The sequence below is a fragment of the Erwinia sp. JUb26 genome, from assembly GCF_003751505.1.
Taxonomy (GTDB): Bacteria; Pseudomonadota; Gammaproteobacteria; order Enterobacterales; family Enterobacteriaceae; genus Erwinia.
Genome location: NZ_RJVB01000007.1, coordinates 279648 through 295861 on the forward strand (window position 1 = coordinate 279648; position 16214 = coordinate 295861).

Sequence of the window (16214 nt, forward strand, 5' to 3'; positions counted from 1 at the left end):
CCTTGCTCTTCTCTTTGCTGTGGCTGGTGAAATTTTGCGAGCCAGCCCGCAGCGACATGCTGGTCAATGTAAATCCCCCTTCGTGTTTACGGCAGCGGTCCAGATGCCGACGGTTCGCTCTGGTTTTTTTAATTCATACCTGGCAGAGTTGGGGAAAGAATAGTGTGGTTGTCGATTGACAACCCAAATTCCCGAGGGCAGTATGGAGGAACGGATGGATCGACATTGTCATGCCATAAAAGAAATTGAAGCCGTACTCAGGTACGCCGAAGGAGAGGGCTGGCATGTGGTCAGCAAAGGCGGGCATGCATGGGGAAAAATGTATTGTCCGTGGAACAGCGTAGCCTGTCGGTGTGGGGAATTTTGCATTTGCTGCATCTGGAGCACGCCCAGGAATGCCGTCAATCATGCCAGACAGCTCAAGCGAGTCGTTGAGCACTGCACTTTTCGTCAGCAGTATGAGGCACAATCAGGAAGAGGAACGCCATGGAATACACATTTACATTGAAGTATCAGCTGTCAGAGACAGCCGGTGATACTGATGAGCTGGTTGAAAAACTGGCACAGGCTGGCTGCGATGATGCGCTGATTGGGTTAGGGATCCCTGGGCGCATCGCACTGGAATTTATTCGAGAGGCCGAGTCCGCGCATCAGGCCATTTACAGCGCGATGCAGCAAATTGCGGCTGTGTTAGGCAACGCGGTGCTGTTTGAGGTTTCACCGGATTATGTTGGGTTGACCGACGTGGCCGATCTTATCGGTGTTTCCCGGCAAAATATGCGCAAACTGATGATGGCGCATCATCTGACTTTCCCTGCACCGGTGCATGAAGGTTCAACGGCCTTCTGGCACCTTGCCGATGTCCTGTCGTGGCTGGAAGGGCGAGGCAGCTATAGCCTGCCCGTAGGCGTTCAGGAGGCCGCTCTGGTGGCATTAAGTATCAATCTGCTCAACCAGAAGCGGCGTTACCGACAGGAATAAGTCACCGGAATGCCGGTCATTACCGGCCATGAGGTTATCAGGCTGTCGCTTCTTTCTCTGCCAGATATTCTCTGACCATTTCGTCAAACGAGGCATTGGCCTTGAAGCCGAGACGGCGTGCGTAGTCGGCATGGAAATCGCCGGGCCAGGAGTTGACGATATTGATAATCGCCTGGTCCGGCTGATGGCTGATGCGGGCAACGACATCATCTCCTGCAATACTCCGCAGCGAACCGATCATTGTTTCAACGGTTACCGCCAGGCCGCACAGATTGATGACGCGGCCCTGGTCCAGCTTATCGCCATCAAGTTCATGGCCATGGATGAGTGCAGTAACGGCTTTATCCGGCGACATCAGCCACAGGCGGGTATCAGTGCTCACCGGGCAGTTTGCCGCTTCGCCGTTCAGCGGTTCGCGAATGATGCCGCTGGCAAAGCTGGATGCGGCAGCGTTCGGCTTACCGGGGCGTACGACGATGGTTGGCATACGCAGGCTGCGGCCATCCAAGAAGCCGCGACGGCTGTAGTCCGACAGCAGCAGGTCGTTCATGGCTTTCTGCGTGCCGTAGGAGCTTTGCGGCATCCACACCTGCTCATCCGGCACTTTTTCCGGCAGTTTGCCGCCGAACACCGCTACCGAACTGGTGGTGACCAGGCGAATACGCTGCGGTAACGCGCGCAGTCGCTCCATAATCTGGCGAGCGGCATCAACGTTGATTTTCATGCCAAGATCGAAGTCCTGTTCGGCCTGTCCGGACACAATTGCCGCCAGATGGAACACGCTGTCGGTCTCTTCGTTAATCAGAGTAGCCAGCTCGGTCGGGTTGCTGATATCGCCGCAGACCACTTGCAGGCGCGGATCGTTAATGCCGGTCAGCGGCGCGATATCAAAAGCGGTAATCCGCGAGATGTCCTGCGACTGGCCCTGGCGATTAAGCAGTGAACCTTTAGCCAGCAGCGCCTTAACCAGTTTTTTTCCCAGGAATCCGGCGGCACCGGTGATGACGATATTCATAATTTTTCCTCGTTAGAATTAGCGGTTAACAATACGGCCAGGGATCAGGAAGATCGCCGCAGCGCCGACAAACAGCGTGCAGGAGATGATCAGCATGCCGGTCAGGGTTGAATGAGTCAGGTCGGCCAGGAAGCCCATCAGATAAGGCGCAACAAAACCGGCCAGGTTGCCGAAGGAGTTAATCAGGGCGATTCCCACGGCGGCCATCGTACCGCCGAGGAAGGCAGTCGGCAGGCTCCAGAACAGCGGCAGCGTACTCAGGCCGCCGGCTGCGCCGAGGGTCAGGCCAAACATGGCGATCCACAGGTTATCGGCATAGAGTGCGGAGATAACCATCCCCACGCCGCTCATGATGGCAATCACGGCCAGATGCCAGCGTCGCTCACGGTGCTTATCCGCGCTGCGGGAGGCGACAATCATGGTGACAATGGCGGCGGCGTAAGGAATGGCCGTCAGCAGACCAACCGTGAAGACATCCTCAACCCCGGCGTTACGTACCAGTGTCGGCAGCCAGAAGCTGACGGTATAGAAACCGGCAATCAGGCAGAAGTAGATCAGGGTCAGCAACCACAGCTTACCATTGCGCAGCACCGCACCCAGGCTGGCCTGCTCCAGCGGCGAATCTTCTACCGCATCTTCCTGCACGCGGGCGTTCATGATCGCTTTCTCGTCGGCAGTCAGCCATTTCGCATCGTTAATACGATCGGGCAGCATTTTTAAGACCAGCAGGCCAACCAGCAGAGACGGCGTACCCTGCAGAATGAACAGCCACTTCCAGCCGGCAAGGCCGTGCATATTATGGAAATGTTCCATAATCCAGCCCGAAATCGGGCCGCCCAGCAGGCCGGAAAGCGGTACGGCGGCGGCAAACAGCGCGAACATCTTTCCACGACGGTAGGACGGAAACCAGAAAGAGAGGTAAAGGATCACCCCGGGATAGAAGCCGGATTCGGTCAGACCGAGCATAAAGCGCACGGCATAAAACTGAAACGGCGTGGTGACCAGTGCGGTAAGCGGGGCAATTACGGCCCAGCTTGCCAGCAGCGCGGCCAGCAAACGCCGCGCGCCGAAGCGCTGCAGCACGATATTGCTGGGCACCTGGAAGAAGAAGAAGCCAATAAAGAAGATACCCGCCCCTAATCCGTAAACGGTTTCGGAAAATGACAGGTCGTTCGACATTTGCAGCTTGGCAATACCGACGTTGATACGATCGAGGTAAGCAAAGATATAGCTGATCATCAGGATCGGTAGAATACGCCAGACGGCTCGTCTCCACGCGTTTTCCTCTCGATCGCTAATAGGGCCGCTGAGCGACTGTGCCGATGTTTGCATATTCATTATTTATCCTTCGTGTAGGGAAGAGTCAGAGGAAAATCCGTTCTTCAGGTAATGAAACGACGATCCTGCGGCTCCGGTTGAATATTCATCCGGCGATCGGGAACGTTAATTATGGTGAAGCTTTGTTATTTTTTGTTAGATTAGCGGCGAAAATGAATTTGATCTGCGTGATAAGTCACATTACAGACCATTAATTATCATTTTATAACAGTTTTAAGGTGAGAAACGGCAATCCCCCGCAGATAAAACGGGGGGAAGGGCTTAGTGAAGAAGAAAAATGGTGGCGAGTCCGAGGAAGATAAAGAAGCCGCCGGTATCGGTCAGAGCGGTGATCAGCACGCTGGATCCCACGGCGGGGTCGCGCTTAAATTTGGTCATCAGCAGCGGTATCAGCACGCCCATCAGCGCCGCGAGCAGCAGATTCAATACCATTGCCAGCATCATCACGCCACCCAGCGCCGCATTGCCGTACATGGCCCAGGTCACGCCGCCCATGATCCCACCCCAGAACACCCCGTTGATCAGCGCAACGCCGAGTTCACGTGCAATCAGGAACGAGAAGTTGCCGGGTTCAACCTGATGCAGCGCCAGCGCGCGAACAATCATGGTAATCGTCTGATTGCCGGTGTTGCCACCGATCCCGGCTACGATAGGCATCAGCGTTGCCAGCGCCACCAGCTGTGAGATGGTGTCCTCAAACAGGCCAATCACCCGCGAGGCGATGAACGCGGTGCAGAGGTTAATCGCCAGCCAGGTCCAGCGGGTACGTACCGCTTTTTTCACCGGCGCAAAGACATCTTCATCCGGATTCACCCCCCCCATTTTGCGGATATTGCTGTCGTTCTCATCATTGACCAGGTCAATCACATCCTCAACGGTCACGCGCCCGATAAGTTTGCCCTTGGCATCAATAACGGCGGCGGAGATCAGGTTATAACGTTCAAACGAACCCGCTGCATCTTCGGCTTTGTCATCAATCAGAAAGGTGGTCGGGCTGTTGTTCATTACCTGATGAACTTTTTTATCCGGCGTATTCAGCAGAATTTCCGTCAGCGGCAGTTCGCCCTGCAGGGTGTTATTTTTGTCGGTAACAAAAAGCTTATCGGTGCCTTCAGGAATGATTTTTCTGCGGCGCAAAAAACGCTGTACGGCGGCGAGGGTCACATCCGAACGCACCGTGACCAGATTAAAGTCCATGATGCGGCCGACCCGATCGCGGTCAAAATGCATGACGTCCAGCACGCGCGATCGCAGGTTTGGCGCGAGCGAGGTCAGCAGTCGGCCGGTTAAATCTCTTGAAAGATAGCGCGCTAAATAAGCCTGTTCGTCGATATCAAGCGGTTCGATGGCACGCAGCAGGTCGCGGTCACTCATCTCCTCAATCAGGCTTTCCCAGACGCTTTCAGAGACTTCAACCAGCACCTGGCCGCGGCGATCGTTGCCAATCAGGCTCCACAGCGCCAGACGCTCCTCTCCCGGCAGGGCTTCCAGAAGGTCGGCAATATCCGCAGCGTGGAGCAGGGGCAGGGTGTGCTTGATCTCGTTAATCTGTTCGCGGTGGGCTTCGGCTTCGGCCGCGGACTCTTGCAGCGGGTGGCCCAGCAGGGTATCAACCAGATCTTTATCGTTGAGCAGCAGGTTAAGAAGGCGGCCACGAATTTCAGCCAGTTGTTGAACATGGGAAAGGGCTGACATACAACGTCCTTTAATCTGGCGATGAACAGGCAATGTGAGGTTATAGCTTAGTCGATTTAAGCCACGGAGGAAGCGGCAGACGCAAACGACAGCCTGCTACATAAACCGCCCGGATGCGGCTAATTATCTTTTACGGCACTGACGGCTGTGGCGGGGGCGGCTTTTTTCTGCTGATGATGTTCTATCGCACCAGGCACCACGTAAATCAGTCGTCCTATCAAAATGATAAAACTGACGAACAGGATGATACGGGTCATTGTTCCGGTTTTTTGACGTTTTCGAAATGACATAGCGTTGTGCACGCACTTTATCCAGTAAGACCCTGACGGGCGATGATTGATTTAGACACAGCACAGCGCTCAGGTCAATGGCTGCTGGCATTGGGCGGATGTGGCCTAAATATTTTGTGTATTTAAATACTTATTCAACGACAGAATCAACTCCCGAAAGGGGGGAGTTGTAGTAACATTGACAGTAATCAACCCGCGGTCATATATTCAACATACAATAGCACCAGGGCATTATTCATTATTATCAACCTGACTTATTGTTACCGAAACTTTCAAAGCCTGCACAGCTCGTTTAAAGCACATTACAAAAATGACTAAATCTGTTTTTTTTAAAAAGTTTTCAGCCCGATTCTGGGGCCTGCCTCTGCTGTTGTCGCTGGTTATGCTGCCGCTGGCCTCTGCGCTTTCTGTGCGTTTATGGCTTCCTGAAGGGTATGTTTACCTGATCTACCTCCCCCTGGCATTGATGATAGCGCTCCTGATGGTGTTCAACTGGGCGGCGCTGCCGGGGATCGCTCTTGCGTTGAGCTGGTACTATTTTCACCGCTACACGCCGCTGCAGGCGGCCATAATCATTGCCGTGTTTCTTATCACGCTGTCGATGTGCTGGGGCGGATACAGCCTGCAGTCAAACCGAAGCTGGCGTGCGGGGAAGGGCGAGCTACGGACGGTCGCCGTGCGGTTGTTCTGGCTGGCCTTTGCCATGCCAACGCTGTTTATCGTGCTGCTGCAGATTGTCACGCCGATGAACATCTTGCCGTTGACCAATTCGATATTTTCCAGCGATCCTTTCTCCATCCACACCCTGCTTAACTACCAGTCGGCCATGCTGGCCCTGCTGGCCACCGCGCCGCTGTTTTATTTTGCGCTGCGGATAATCCGTAAACCCCTCTTTTTCTATACGCTACGGCGGCGCTGCCGTAATCAGTTTGCCCCCAGCGTGACCGTCAGGGAGTGGATGCTGTGGCTGAGCCTTGTACTGTTTTTACTGCTGATGCTGACCCAGTTTGGTAACACGCAGGAAAATCTGTTAGCGACCGATTACGGCATTCCTCTGCTGCTGCCGCTGATGCTGTGGGCCGCCACGCGTTTTGGCTATCTGTTTACTTCCCTGAGCTGGGGGATATTGCTGATTGTGCTTTATCAGCTTCGCGACCGCTATTTGAGCCCGACAACCGAGGGATATCATCTTGCGGTGATCTCAGCGAATCTGCTGGTCTTTACGCTGGCCATTCTGATGATGTCGGCTATCAGTACGCGCCAGCGTCGGCTGCTGGATAAGGCCCGGCGCATGGCCCTGACCGATCCGGTTATCGGGCTACCTAATGTCCGCGCCCTGAGTCAGGTACTGACTAACCATGCCGGAGCGGTGCTGTGTTTCCTGCGAATTCCCGATCTTGACCGTCTGAGCCGCACGTATGGTTTGCAGCTACGTATTCAATACAAGCGCAGTCTGGCCGAGCATCTGAAACCCTGGCTGCTGCCATCAGAGAACGTTTACCAGCTTCCCGGATTTGATCTGGCGCTGCGGCTGGAGCATTCCGCGAATCTGGCGCGCATCGAGAGCCTGGAGGCCCGGCTGAAAGATTATCATCTGAGCTGGGACGGTCTGCCCATCCATCCAGACGTGGGCATCAGCTACTGCAGCGTGATGCCGCCAGTAAACTATCTGTATGAACTGCTGGGCGAAATGAGCGCAATGGCGGAGATTGCCCTGCACAGCGGGCATGCGGAAAACCTGCAGCAGAAGGACACGGTGCCGGTGCAGCGTCAGTTAACCGAGAAGCTGGCGATGCTGCAGGACATTCAGTTGGCGATGCAGAGCGGCGGCTTCTATCTGATGACGCAGAAAATCCACGGCATGCGCGGGGATGATTACCATGAAATCCTGCTGCGGATGGTGAACTCGCAGGGCGAACATCTCAAACCCGCCCAGTTTATTCCTGTGGTGCAGGAGTTCGGCCTGACGTGGGAAGTCGATCGGCTGGTGCTGGATCAGGTGCTGGTGTTTATCGATCGGCATCGTGAGCAGCTGCCGGGGATCCGCTTTGCGGTCAACCTGTTTGCCGCCACGCTGTGCCGACCTCAGCTGGCAGCGGAAATTGCCGCCCGCCTGAAGGCCAGCAATATCGAACCCTGGCAACTGATTATTGAAGTCGCCGAGTCGCCGATGCTGAGTGATTACAGCTGGGGAAATCGCACTATCGCCCAGCTTCGTCAGCTGGGATGCCGGGTGGCGATCGACGATTTTGGTACGGGCTATGCCAGCTATTCCCGCCTGAAGCAGGTGCAGGTGGATATGCTGAAAATCGACGGCAGCTTTGTGCGTAATATGCTGCAGAGCAGCCTGGATTATCAGATCATTGAGTCAATCTGCGTGGTTGCCCGTTTAAAGCGCATGCAGATTGTCGCCGAGTATGTGGAAACGCACGAAGTCGCCATGGCACTGCGTAAGCTCGGCGTGGATTATTTACAGGGATTTATTATCGGCATTCCGGAACCGCTGGCAAACCTGGTCGCGGCACCGGAAGATGCGCGGTAATCAGTCTTTAACGCTGGCCTTCTGCGCCAGAATGGTGGCGAAGCGCAGCGAAATCCGCTGACCATTTTCGTCGGTTTTATGCAGCTGACCGACGTTTTCGTTGTACTTGATAATGTGCCATTTGCGGTAGTAATCGCTCAGCTCACCGGATTTAAAGGCGAACGGAAAACCGAGGGTGCAGGGATAATCAGGGGTGTCCATTGCCGCGACGATCAGGTTAAAACCGTTTCTGGTCGTGCTGGCCTGCATATCTGCAATCAACTGCGGAATGGTTTCCGGCTGCAGAAACATCATCACCACCGTCGACAGCACCATGTCATAGGAACCGTTGAAACGCAGGGTGTTGAGGTCGTGCTCGGCGGTGCGGATGCCGGTCAGATTTTCGGCGGTAATAATGTCATTCAGCCTCGTCAGGCTGGCGGTATTTTTATCCCATGCCGTGACGTCAAAGCCGTGATTGTTGAGATAAAGGCTGTTGCGGCCGTTGCCGCAGCCCACATCCAGCGCGTTCCCGCCTTCCAGATACGGTATTGCGGCAACGATTTCAGAGTGGGGCGGCGTAAGCTGGTACTTTTCCGCGAAGAAGTTATCGGGTCTTATCATCGTGTTGATTCTTATATCCGTAAAAAAGGGTTCAGGCCGGCCTGAACCCCAGTTAAGCATTAACCCACTGCGTTATTGCTCTTCCTGTATCGTCAGTTGCCAGCCGGTGACGTCGTTCCAGTAGCTCTGCTCGCGCTCCAGATCCAGCTGAACCAGGTTGTTCTGGCTGAAGTAATCACGCGGGAACGTCAGCGTCCAGTGACCATCATCGGTTTGCAGTTGCAAATCGCTGGGGCGGGTAGTGGCCTGGCGCTGATTGTTCAGCAGCGTTCCGAGGCGCAGCAGGAAGACCAGCGGCAGGAACTGCTTGCGTTTGAACAGCGTCAGGCGCGGCATTTCGTCCACTTTTACCGCTTTCCGGTGGAAGCGTACCAGCGTTGCCAGCAGGGATTGTTGATCCTGGTTAAACCCCGGCATGTTGGTGTGTTGCAGGATATACGCCGAATGGCGATGCATACCGCTGTGGTTAATAGTCAGCCCCACTTCATGCAGCATTGCAGCCCACTTCAGCAGCGCGGCCAGTTGCGGATTCTCCAGCTTTGGATTCTGCTCGCGCCACTGTTCAAACAGCTGCTCCGTGGTCTCCAGCACCCGACGAGCCTGGTCGCTGTCGATCGCGTAGTGGTTCGCCAGGCTTTGCGCCGTGCGGCTGCGAATGTCCTGATGACGGAAGCGGCCTTCCATCTCATACAGCACGCCTTCACGCAGCGCACCGTCGGAAAGGCGCAGTTCACGGATTGCCAGCGCATCAAACACACCGCAAAGGATCGCCAGGCCGGGCACAAAGACCCCTTTGCGCTCTTCTGACAGCCCCGGCAGGCTCAGAGCATCGAAAGACTTATGCTTGATCACCTCGTCATACAGCTTTTCCAGCCGCTCAGGGGTAATCAGCTTGTCCTTTTCGCCCATCGCCACCAGCACTTCGCAGGCGGCTTTAATGGTGCCGGATGCGCCCAGCGCATACTGCCAGCCCATCAGACGATACTGCCAGGCCAGGGTTTCCAGCTTTTGCGCCGCAGCCAGCCGCGCGCGGCGGAAGGCTTCTTTGCTGATGGTGCCGCCGGGGAAATAGAGGTTGGCAAAGCTAACGCAGCCCATACGGCGGCTTTCAACCAGCCGGGGCTCGAAGTCTTCCCCAATCACCATCTCGGTCGATCCGCCGCCGATGTCGATGACCAGCTTGCGGCCTTTTTCGGGCTGGGTGTGTTCTACGCCCATAAAGATCAGGCGGGCTTCTTCGTGGCCCGAAATCACTTCAATCGGGTAGGGTATCACTTCCGCAGCGCGCTGCAGGAAATCCTCGGCATTCACCGCCTGACGCAGCGTATGCGTGCCAACAATGGTCACGTTGCTCGGGCTGAACCCCTGCAGGCGTTCAGCAAACAGCGCCAGGCAGCTCAGGCCGCGCTGGATGGCTTCTTCACTCAGCACGCTATTGCTGTCCAGGCCATCGGCCAGATGAACCCGCTGCTTCAGGCGACCCAGAACCTGCATGGCACCGTCCACTACGCGGGCAATCACCATGTGAAAACTGTTTGAACCGAGGTCGATAGCGGCAAGTTCCTGCGGTTTAGGCGTACTTTTATGGGATATTGGCATAGTTGTGTCAGTCAGGTTGCTCAAGAGATTTAATATAATCGTAAATGGCCAGCTGCGCGCGAACCTTGCGGCGGTTGCCGCGTGGCACATAGCGGTTGCTCAGTTCTTTATCGACATAACGGGCCTTCAACGTATCACTTAACAGAATGGCGATAATATCCAGCACACGCTGTTTCAGAATAGGATCAAGAATGGAGACGGCCACTTCGATACGGTAATCAATATTTCGCGTCATCCAGTCAGCGGAGGAGAGGAAGACCTTTTTATCGCCGCCGTTATCAAAAATATAGACGCGATCGTGTTCCAGGTAGCGGTCAACGATACTGATCACGCGAATATTTTCGCTGATGCCTTCCAGATCGGGGATCAGGGAGCACATTCCGCGCACCAGCAGATTAACCTTCACGCCGACGCTGGAGGCCGTATACAGGCGATCGACCAGGCCTTTATCCACCAGGTTATTGATCTTCAGGGTAATGCCCGCCTGAATACCGTTCTGCGCGTTGGCGATTTCCGCATCAATCAGCTGATACAGCATCTTGCGCGAGTTCTGCGGCGACACCATCAGATGCTCAAAACTGACCGGGCGATACGGGTTTTCAATAAAGTTGAAGACCCGGCGCACCTCATTAGTGATACGCGCATCGGCGGTCAGCAGCGAGTAGTCGGTGTAAATCCGCGCGGTTTTTTCGTTGAAGTTACCGGTGCCGATATGGGCGTAGCGAACAATTTCGCCGTTCTCGCGGCGTGAAATCAGGAACAGCTTGGCGTGGATCTTCAGGCCCGGCGCGGAGAAAATCACGTGTACGCCGGCTTCGGTCAGGCGTTTGGCCCAGTGAATATTGGCTTCTTCATCGAAGCGGGCCTGCAGTTCTACCACCACCGTGACTTTCTTACCGTTGTAGGCGGCATGGATCATCGCATCCATGATGCGTGAGTGTTTTGCCACGCGGTAGATGTTGATCTTGATGGCTAACACTGCGGGGTCAAACGAGGCCTGGCGCAGCAGCTCCAGTACGTGCTCGAAGGTGTGGTACGGATAGTAGAGCAGCACATCGCGGTTGCGAATGGCGTCGAAGCCGTTACGGAAGCGGTCAAACCAGATGTGGCGCAGCTGCGGCAGCGGTTTATTGACCAGGTTCGCTTTACCGACGTTAGGGAAGCCGATGAAGTCCTTGAAGTTATGATAGCGACCGCCGGGAACGATCGAGTCATAGTTGGAGATGTTCAGCTTTTTACGCAGCAGCTCAACCATCGCATCGGGCATGTCGCGCTGATAAACAAAACGCACCGGCTCGGCGGTCAGACGCTGTTTCAGACTGGAAGACATCAGCTCCAGCAGGCTGGACTCCATCTCGTTGACCAGATCGTATTCCGCATCGCGGGTCATCTTCATCGAATACGCGTTCAGCGCATCGTAATCAAAGAAGCCGCGGAAGATATCGCCCAGACAGTAGCGCAGGATGTTATCCAGCAGGATCATCGGCTTGCGGCGGCGAGGCGTTTCCGGTGGCAGGTTAACGAAGCGCGGGACCTTGTCTGACGGTATTTCCAGCAGCGCATAGCGGAACTCTTCGCCGCGAATGATTTCCACCGCCAGATAGGTGTAGTCATCCTTAAGGAAATCAATCAGGTCGGTGTCTTCGTTAATCAGGATTGGCGTAATGTGCTGGCGCAGCTGGTGTTTGAAGTAGTGGCGCAGCCAGCTTTGCTGATTGGGGGAAAGCTGGCGTTCGTTAATCAGGAAGATCTGATTACGCGCCATTTCCAGCAGCAGGTCGTTATACAGACTGTCGAACTCCTGGTCTGCCTTCAGCACGCGCGCCTGAATTTTTTTCAGCAAGTGGCGTGGCGTGCTGGGGGAACCCTGTTCTTCACCGATCAGAATGCGACGTTTTAAATCGGCAAAGCGAACCTTATAGAATTCTTCCAGGTTATTGGAATAGATACCCAGAAAACGCATGCGCTCAATCAGCGGGTTAGTTTTATCAGCGGCTTCCTGTAGCACACGTTCATTAAAGGACAGCCAGCTTAATTCTTTTTCTATGTAAAGCTTTTCCTGACCCATTTTTACTCCGTTCGGCCGATTCAGGATGAAGATATCCATTGTTCTGCAACATTATGGCGAGAGTATGGCAACAATGTCCAACGCCAGGTGTATGACAGTTTTGTGACAGGGAAGGCGGGGAAGCCCCGCTATGGCGGGCATATGTCATTGTATCGCACTGTCTAATTGTCTTATTAACCGCTTACGGGCAACATAGCGGCTTTACAGCAAAATGGAAAACAGACCAGGTATGATCGACAACCCGATTCCCGTACACGATAACGCCCGCAGCCGACGATTTGCCGATCGTCTGACCCGGCGCGTGGTGACCGCGTGCGGGGTCGCAATCCTTCTGGTGATGCTATTGCTGTTTTTCTGGCTTATCTGGGTGGTAATACCGTTATTTTCCGCACCGGGTTTCCAGAATGCCGGTGAGATTAGGCTTGAGCAGCCCGGACAGTCGGTAGCACTGGGAACGGATAAGGTGCAGCGCTGGGGCTGGCGCATTGATCAAGAAGGCCGCGGCCAGTTTATTGCTCTGGAAGCGCAGAATGCGACTCAGCCGCAGCCAAAGTTGGATCAGCACCCTCAGTCACCGTCTGAACCGCCGCTGCAACTTCAGCCCCAGACGCTGCTGGCGGGGCCGGTTCGCGCTGCCTCCAGCGCCGATAATCTGACAACGCTACTGCTCGATAACAGCGGCAGTATGCTGCTGGTGCGCCCTGATTTCAGCACACCGCAGAAGCCGCAGTGGACGTTTCCACTGGGAGACGTGCCCATTGCCTCCGGCGATGCCCGGGCTGGGCAAATCAGCGTGGCGCAGAGCGCAGAAACCCGCTGGGTTGTCGCGCTGGCAGGGGCTGACGGCGTTTCGCTGTGGCAGCTGCAGCCACAGCAGCCTGCCCAAAACACCCGTTTAGCGCTCAGCAATGTGAATCAGCTGCTGCTCTCACCCGATGGCGAGCTGCTGTTTACCCTTTCCGGCTCCCAGCTGCGTGTCTGGAAGCTGGGAGAGGGCGCGCCCAGGCTGCGTGATGCGGTGACGCTGCCGAGACCAGCCAAAACGCTTGCGCTGCTCAGCGGCGGCAGCTCTCTGCTGGTCGCGGACGAGCAGGGAGTCTCGCAGTGGTTTGATATTGCCAGCGCCGATGGGCCTCACCTCCGCCCTATCCGCGCCTTCGACGGCGCCCGCTGGCAGCCCCTGCTGTTCAGTGAGGCTCATCGCCGCGTCTTCGCCACGCTCAGCCCGCAGGGCGAGCTGAAACTGTACGCCAGTAAACAGCAGGGCGCGATCCTGACCCGACAGCTGTCGGCTGGCATTCAGCGCGCGCAGTTCTCACCGGAAGGTGACGGACTGCTGGTGGAGCGTGACGGCCACTGGCAGCACTTCCGCCTGCAGAATCCGTGGCCGGATATCAGCTGGCGCAGCCTGTGGCAAAAGGTCTGGTATGAAAACTATCCAGAGCCGGATTACGTCTGGCAGTCGACCTCGGCTAATGACTATTACCAGGGGAAGTACAGCCTGGTGCCAATGGTGGTGGGCACGCTGAAAGCGGCGGCGCTGGCGATGCTGTTTGCCACTCCGCTGGCGCTGGCGGCGGCGATGTATACCGCGTGGTTTATGTCCCCCCGGCTGCGGCGCTGGGTGAAACCGGCCATTGAAATGATGGGCGCGCTGCCCAGCGTGGTGATTGGGCTGATTGCCGGACTGTGGCTGGCCCCAAGGCTTGGCGACAAGCTGTCGGGCGTAATGCTGCTGCCGCTGATGCTGGCGGCGGTGCTGCTGCTGTGCAGCTGGGGGCGGCAGAAACTGCCGCCGCGCTGGCGCAGACGCTGGCTGACCGAAGGGCGCGAGGTGGTGGTTCTGCTGCCGCTGCTGCTGTTGACCGCCTGCTTCTGCCTGTGGTTTGTGCCGCTGGTCGAGCAGGCCATCTGGGGGCAGGTCTGGGCCGATCGTCTCAGTTCGGGCTATCAGCAGCGCAATCTGCTGGTAGCCGGGGTGGCGATGGGCTTTGCGCTGGTGCCGCTGATCTTCACGCTGGCGGAAGATGCAATCTTCAGCGTTCCCGCCTCGCAGGGGCAGGGCTCGCTGGCGCTGGGGGCCACACAGTGGCAGACCCTGACCCGCGTGGTGCTGCCCGGTGCATCATCGGGTATTTTTGCCGCGCTGATGATTGGCTTTGGCCGGGCTTTGGGCGAAACGATGATTGTACTGATGGCCACCGGCAACACGCCGGTCACCGATGGCGGCCTGCTGCAGGGGCTGCGCTCGCTGGCGGCGAATGTGGCCGTTGAGATGCCCGAAGCGGCGGCAGGCAGCGCGCACTACCGAATTCTGTTCCTCTCGGCGCTGGTGCTGCTGGTATTCACGCTGGTGGTGAATACCATTGCGGAAATGGTCCGTCAGCGGCTGCGCCAGCGCTACAGCCAGCAGGAGGTGCAGGGATGATGAACGCGGAACGCAACAACCATCGCTGGCGCTGGCTGACCGGCGGTGCCGTCGCCGTCAGCCTGCTGGTGTTTATGCTGCTGATAGCCCTGCTGGCCTGGCAGGGGCTGCGCTATTTCTGGCCGCAGCCGGTAGCGCTGTTTACTATCAGCACGCCGTCGGGGGAACAGCAGCTGCTGGGAGAAGTCGCCGGGCAGCAGCAGGTCTCCCGCCAGCAGCTGGAAGCCAGCGGTCAGCCGCTGCCGCCGAACCTGCCGGAAACCGTGACCCGCTACCTGATTAAAACCGGCAACCGCGACTTTGCCGCGCCGGATTTCCGTACCATTCTGTCTGCGGAAATCGTCAACCGCTCTACGCCAGGCCCGGTAATTGTGCTGCAGCGACTCAGCGGCGGCAATGCCTATGGCTGGTTTGAAGGCCTGCAGGAAGGCGGCCAGATGCTGATGGCGCGCGATCTGAACCAGACCCTGCAACAGCGTTTGGTGCAGGCACGCCAGCATATCGCCGAAGCGGGAAAGCTGCGCCGGGTGTCCATGGCGCGGCTCAATACCCAGATTGCTGCGCTGGAAAAGCAGCGTAGTAAACAGATAGCCCGTCAGAGTTTTAATGCGCAGGCGCAGTCGGTCTACGAGGCCGACCGTGCAGAGCTGCAGCGGCAGTTTGCCCGCTACGCATCGCGCCTCTCAGCGCTGCATGCCGAAAGCAACAGCACCGTATTGCTGCTGCGCGATGCCGGCGGTACCACGCATCGCATACCGCTGGCGCAGATCGTTTCCGCCTGGCAGCCAAATACCCTCAGCTTCTGGCAGAAATGGCAGCACTTCGGTCAGCAAATCTGGCATTTTGTCAGCGACAGCAGCGGTGACGGCCAGCGCGACGGCGGGGTATTCCCGGCCATCTTCGGCACCATACTGATGGTGCTGCTGATGTCGGTGGTGGTGATGCCGCTGGGGGTGATTGCGGCTATCTGGCTGCACGAGTACGCCGGACGCAATATGCTGACCCGGCTGGTGCGCATCGCGGTGGTGAATCTGGCAGGTGTGCCGTCAATCGTTTACGGCGTGTTTGGCCTGGGCTTCTTTGTCTGGCTGATGGGCGGCAGCATCGACCGGTTATTCTTCGCCAGCACGCTGCCAAATCCGACCTTCGGTACGCCAGGTCTGCTGTGGGCGTCTCTGACCCTGGCGCTGCTGACGCTGCCGGTGGTGATCGTTGCCACCGAAGAAGGGTTGTCGCGTATTCCGCCCGCGCTGCGGCAGGGTTCGCTGGCGCTGGGTGCCACGCAGGCGGAAACGCTGTGGCATGTGACTCTGCCCCTGGCGGTGCCGGCGATGCTGACGGGACTGATCCTGGCCGTGGCGCGCGCCGCCGGGGAAACCGCGCCGCTGATGCTGGTCGGGGTGGTCAAAATGGTGCCCGAGTTGCCGATTGATTCACTGTTCCCCTATCTGCACCTCGACCGTAAATTTATGCACCTTGGTTTTCAGATTTACGATCTGGCATTCCAGAGCCCGAACGCCGAGGCCGATCGCCCGCTGGTGTTTGCCACGGCGCTGTTACTGGTACTGCTGATCCTGGGATTAAACCTGGTGGCGATGATACTTCGCCATCGTCTGCGCGAGCGCTACCGTGCGCTGATGCACTAATACGGGATG

The 16214-nt window shown here is 56.8% G+C and carries 11 protein-coding genes; 5 read left to right on the forward strand and 6 right to left on the reverse strand.

The window, feature by feature from the left end:
• The first annotated feature begins 214 nt into the window (after positions 1-214).
• Entirely contained in the window at positions 215-508 is a 294-nt protein-coding gene (locus EC836_RS25010) for a hypothetical protein (RefSeq protein ID WP_123335910.1), read from the forward strand.
• Positions 487-981: an AlpA family transcriptional regulator gene (locus tag EC836_RS18760; RefSeq protein ID WP_123335912.1), complete on the forward strand. Its 495-nt coding sequence runs from the start codon at positions 487-489 to the stop codon at positions 979-981. Before EC836_RS25010 ends, EC836_RS18760 begins: the two co-directional genes overlap by 22 nt.
• Before the next feature lie 37 nt (positions 982-1018).
• Here the strand turns inward: EC836_RS18760 and denD are convergent, their stop codons facing one another.
• The 3 genes from denD to mgtE form a co-directional block, all read right to left on the reverse strand.
• The gene (gene denD, locus EC836_RS18765; RefSeq protein WP_123335914.1) at positions 1019-1996 is read right to left on the reverse strand and encodes a D-erythronate dehydrogenase; all 978 of its coding nucleotides are present in this window, start codon (positions 1994-1996) and stop codon (positions 1019-1021) included.
• An 18-nt stretch (positions 1997-2014) separates the two neighbouring features.
• Positions 2015-3334 (reverse strand): MFS transporter, encoded by a 1320-nt coding sequence (locus EC836_RS18770; RefSeq protein ID WP_123335916.1) that lies wholly within the window; start codon positions 3332-3334, stop codon positions 2015-2017.
• A 261-nt stretch (positions 3335-3595) separates the two neighbouring features.
• A complete protein-coding gene (gene mgtE / locus EC836_RS18775) occupies positions 3596-5029 on the reverse strand; it encodes a magnesium transporter (protein ID WP_123335918.1) in 1434 nt (477 codons plus the stop codon).
• Between the two features lie 600 nt (positions 5030-5629).
• Between mgtE and EC836_RS18785 the strand changes: the two genes are divergently transcribed.
• Positions 5630-7861 (forward strand): EAL domain-containing protein, encoded by a 2232-nt coding sequence (locus EC836_RS18785; RefSeq protein ID WP_123335922.1) that lies wholly within the window; start codon positions 5630-5632, stop codon positions 7859-7861.
• On the opposite strand, the gene tehB is transcribed toward EC836_RS18785, so the two are convergent.
• Genes tehB through ppk1 form a run of 3 tightly spaced genes read right to left on the reverse strand, consistent with a single transcriptional unit; the run spans position 7862 to position 12131 of the window.
• Positions 7862-8524: a tellurite resistance methyltransferase TehB gene (gene tehB, locus EC836_RS18790; protein WP_255416852.1), complete on the reverse strand. Its 663-nt coding sequence runs from the start codon at positions 8522-8524 to the stop codon at positions 7862-7864.
• Positions 8525-8536: 12 nt separating this feature from the next.
• On the reverse strand, positions 8537-10063 hold the full coding sequence (gene ppx, locus EC836_RS18795; protein WP_123335927.1) for an exopolyphosphatase: 1527 nt from the start codon (positions 10061-10063) through the stop codon (positions 8537-8539).
• A 7-nt stretch (positions 10064-10070) separates the two neighbouring features.
• Entirely contained in the window at positions 10071-12131 is a 2061-nt protein-coding gene (gene ppk1 / locus EC836_RS18800; protein WP_123335989.1) for a polyphosphate kinase 1, read from the reverse strand.
• 211 nt (positions 12132-12342) lie between these two features.
• Here ppk1 and EC836_RS18805 point away from each other — a divergent pair, with 211 nt between their 5' ends.
• Positions 12343-14559 carry an ABC transporter permease subunit gene (locus tag EC836_RS18805; protein ID WP_123335929.1) on the forward strand — a complete coding sequence of 739 codons (2217 nt, stop codon included), beginning with the start codon at positions 12343-12345 and terminating at the stop codon, positions 14557-14559.
• Positions 14559-16205, forward strand: a complete 1647-nt coding sequence (gene pstA / locus EC836_RS18810) for a phosphate ABC transporter permease PstA (protein ID WP_123335991.1) — start codon at positions 14559-14561, stop codon at positions 16203-16205. The genes EC836_RS18805 and pstA overlap by 1 nt, the downstream gene beginning before the upstream one ends.
• The last annotated feature ends 9 nt before the right edge of the window (positions 16206-16214 follow it).

Coding starts and splice junctions, on each gene's coding strand:
- EC836_RS18785 (WP_123335922.1), top strand. CDS start 5,630: ATGACTAAATCTGTTTTTTTTAAAAAGTTTTCAGCCCGATTCTGGGGC.
- pstA (WP_123335991.1), top strand. CDS start 14,559: ATGAACGCGGAACGCAACAACCATCGCTGGCGCTGGCTGACCGGCGGT.
- EC836_RS18770 (WP_123335916.1), bottom strand. CDS start 3,334: ATGAATATGCAAACATCGGCACAGTCGCTCAGCGGCCCTATTAGCGAT.
- EC836_RS25010 (WP_123335910.1), top strand. CDS start 215: ATGGATCGACATTGTCATGCCATAAAAGAAATTGAAGCCGTACTCAGG.
- ppx (WP_123335927.1), bottom strand. CDS start 10,063: ATGCCAATATCCCATAAAAGTACGCCTAAACCGCAGGAACTTGCCGCT.
- EC836_RS18805 (WP_123335929.1), top strand. CDS start 12,343: ATGGAAAACAGACCAGGTATGATCGACAACCCGATTCCCGTACACGAT.
- denD (WP_123335914.1), bottom strand. CDS start 1,996: ATGAATATCGTCATCACCGGTGCCGCCGGATTCCTGGGAAAAAAACTG.
- tehB (WP_255416852.1), bottom strand. CDS start 8,524: ATGCTTAACTGGGGTTCAGGCCGGCCTGAACCCTTTTTTACGGATATA.
- ppk1 (WP_123335989.1), bottom strand. CDS start 12,131: ATGGGTCAGGAAAAGCTTTACATAGAAAAAGAATTAAGCTGGCTGTCC.
- EC836_RS18760 (WP_123335912.1), top strand. CDS start 487: ATGGAATACACATTTACATTGAAGTATCAGCTGTCAGAGACAGCCGGT.
- mgtE (WP_123335918.1), bottom strand. CDS start 5,029: ATGTCAGCCCTTTCCCATGTTCAACAACTGGCTGAAATTCGTGGCCGC.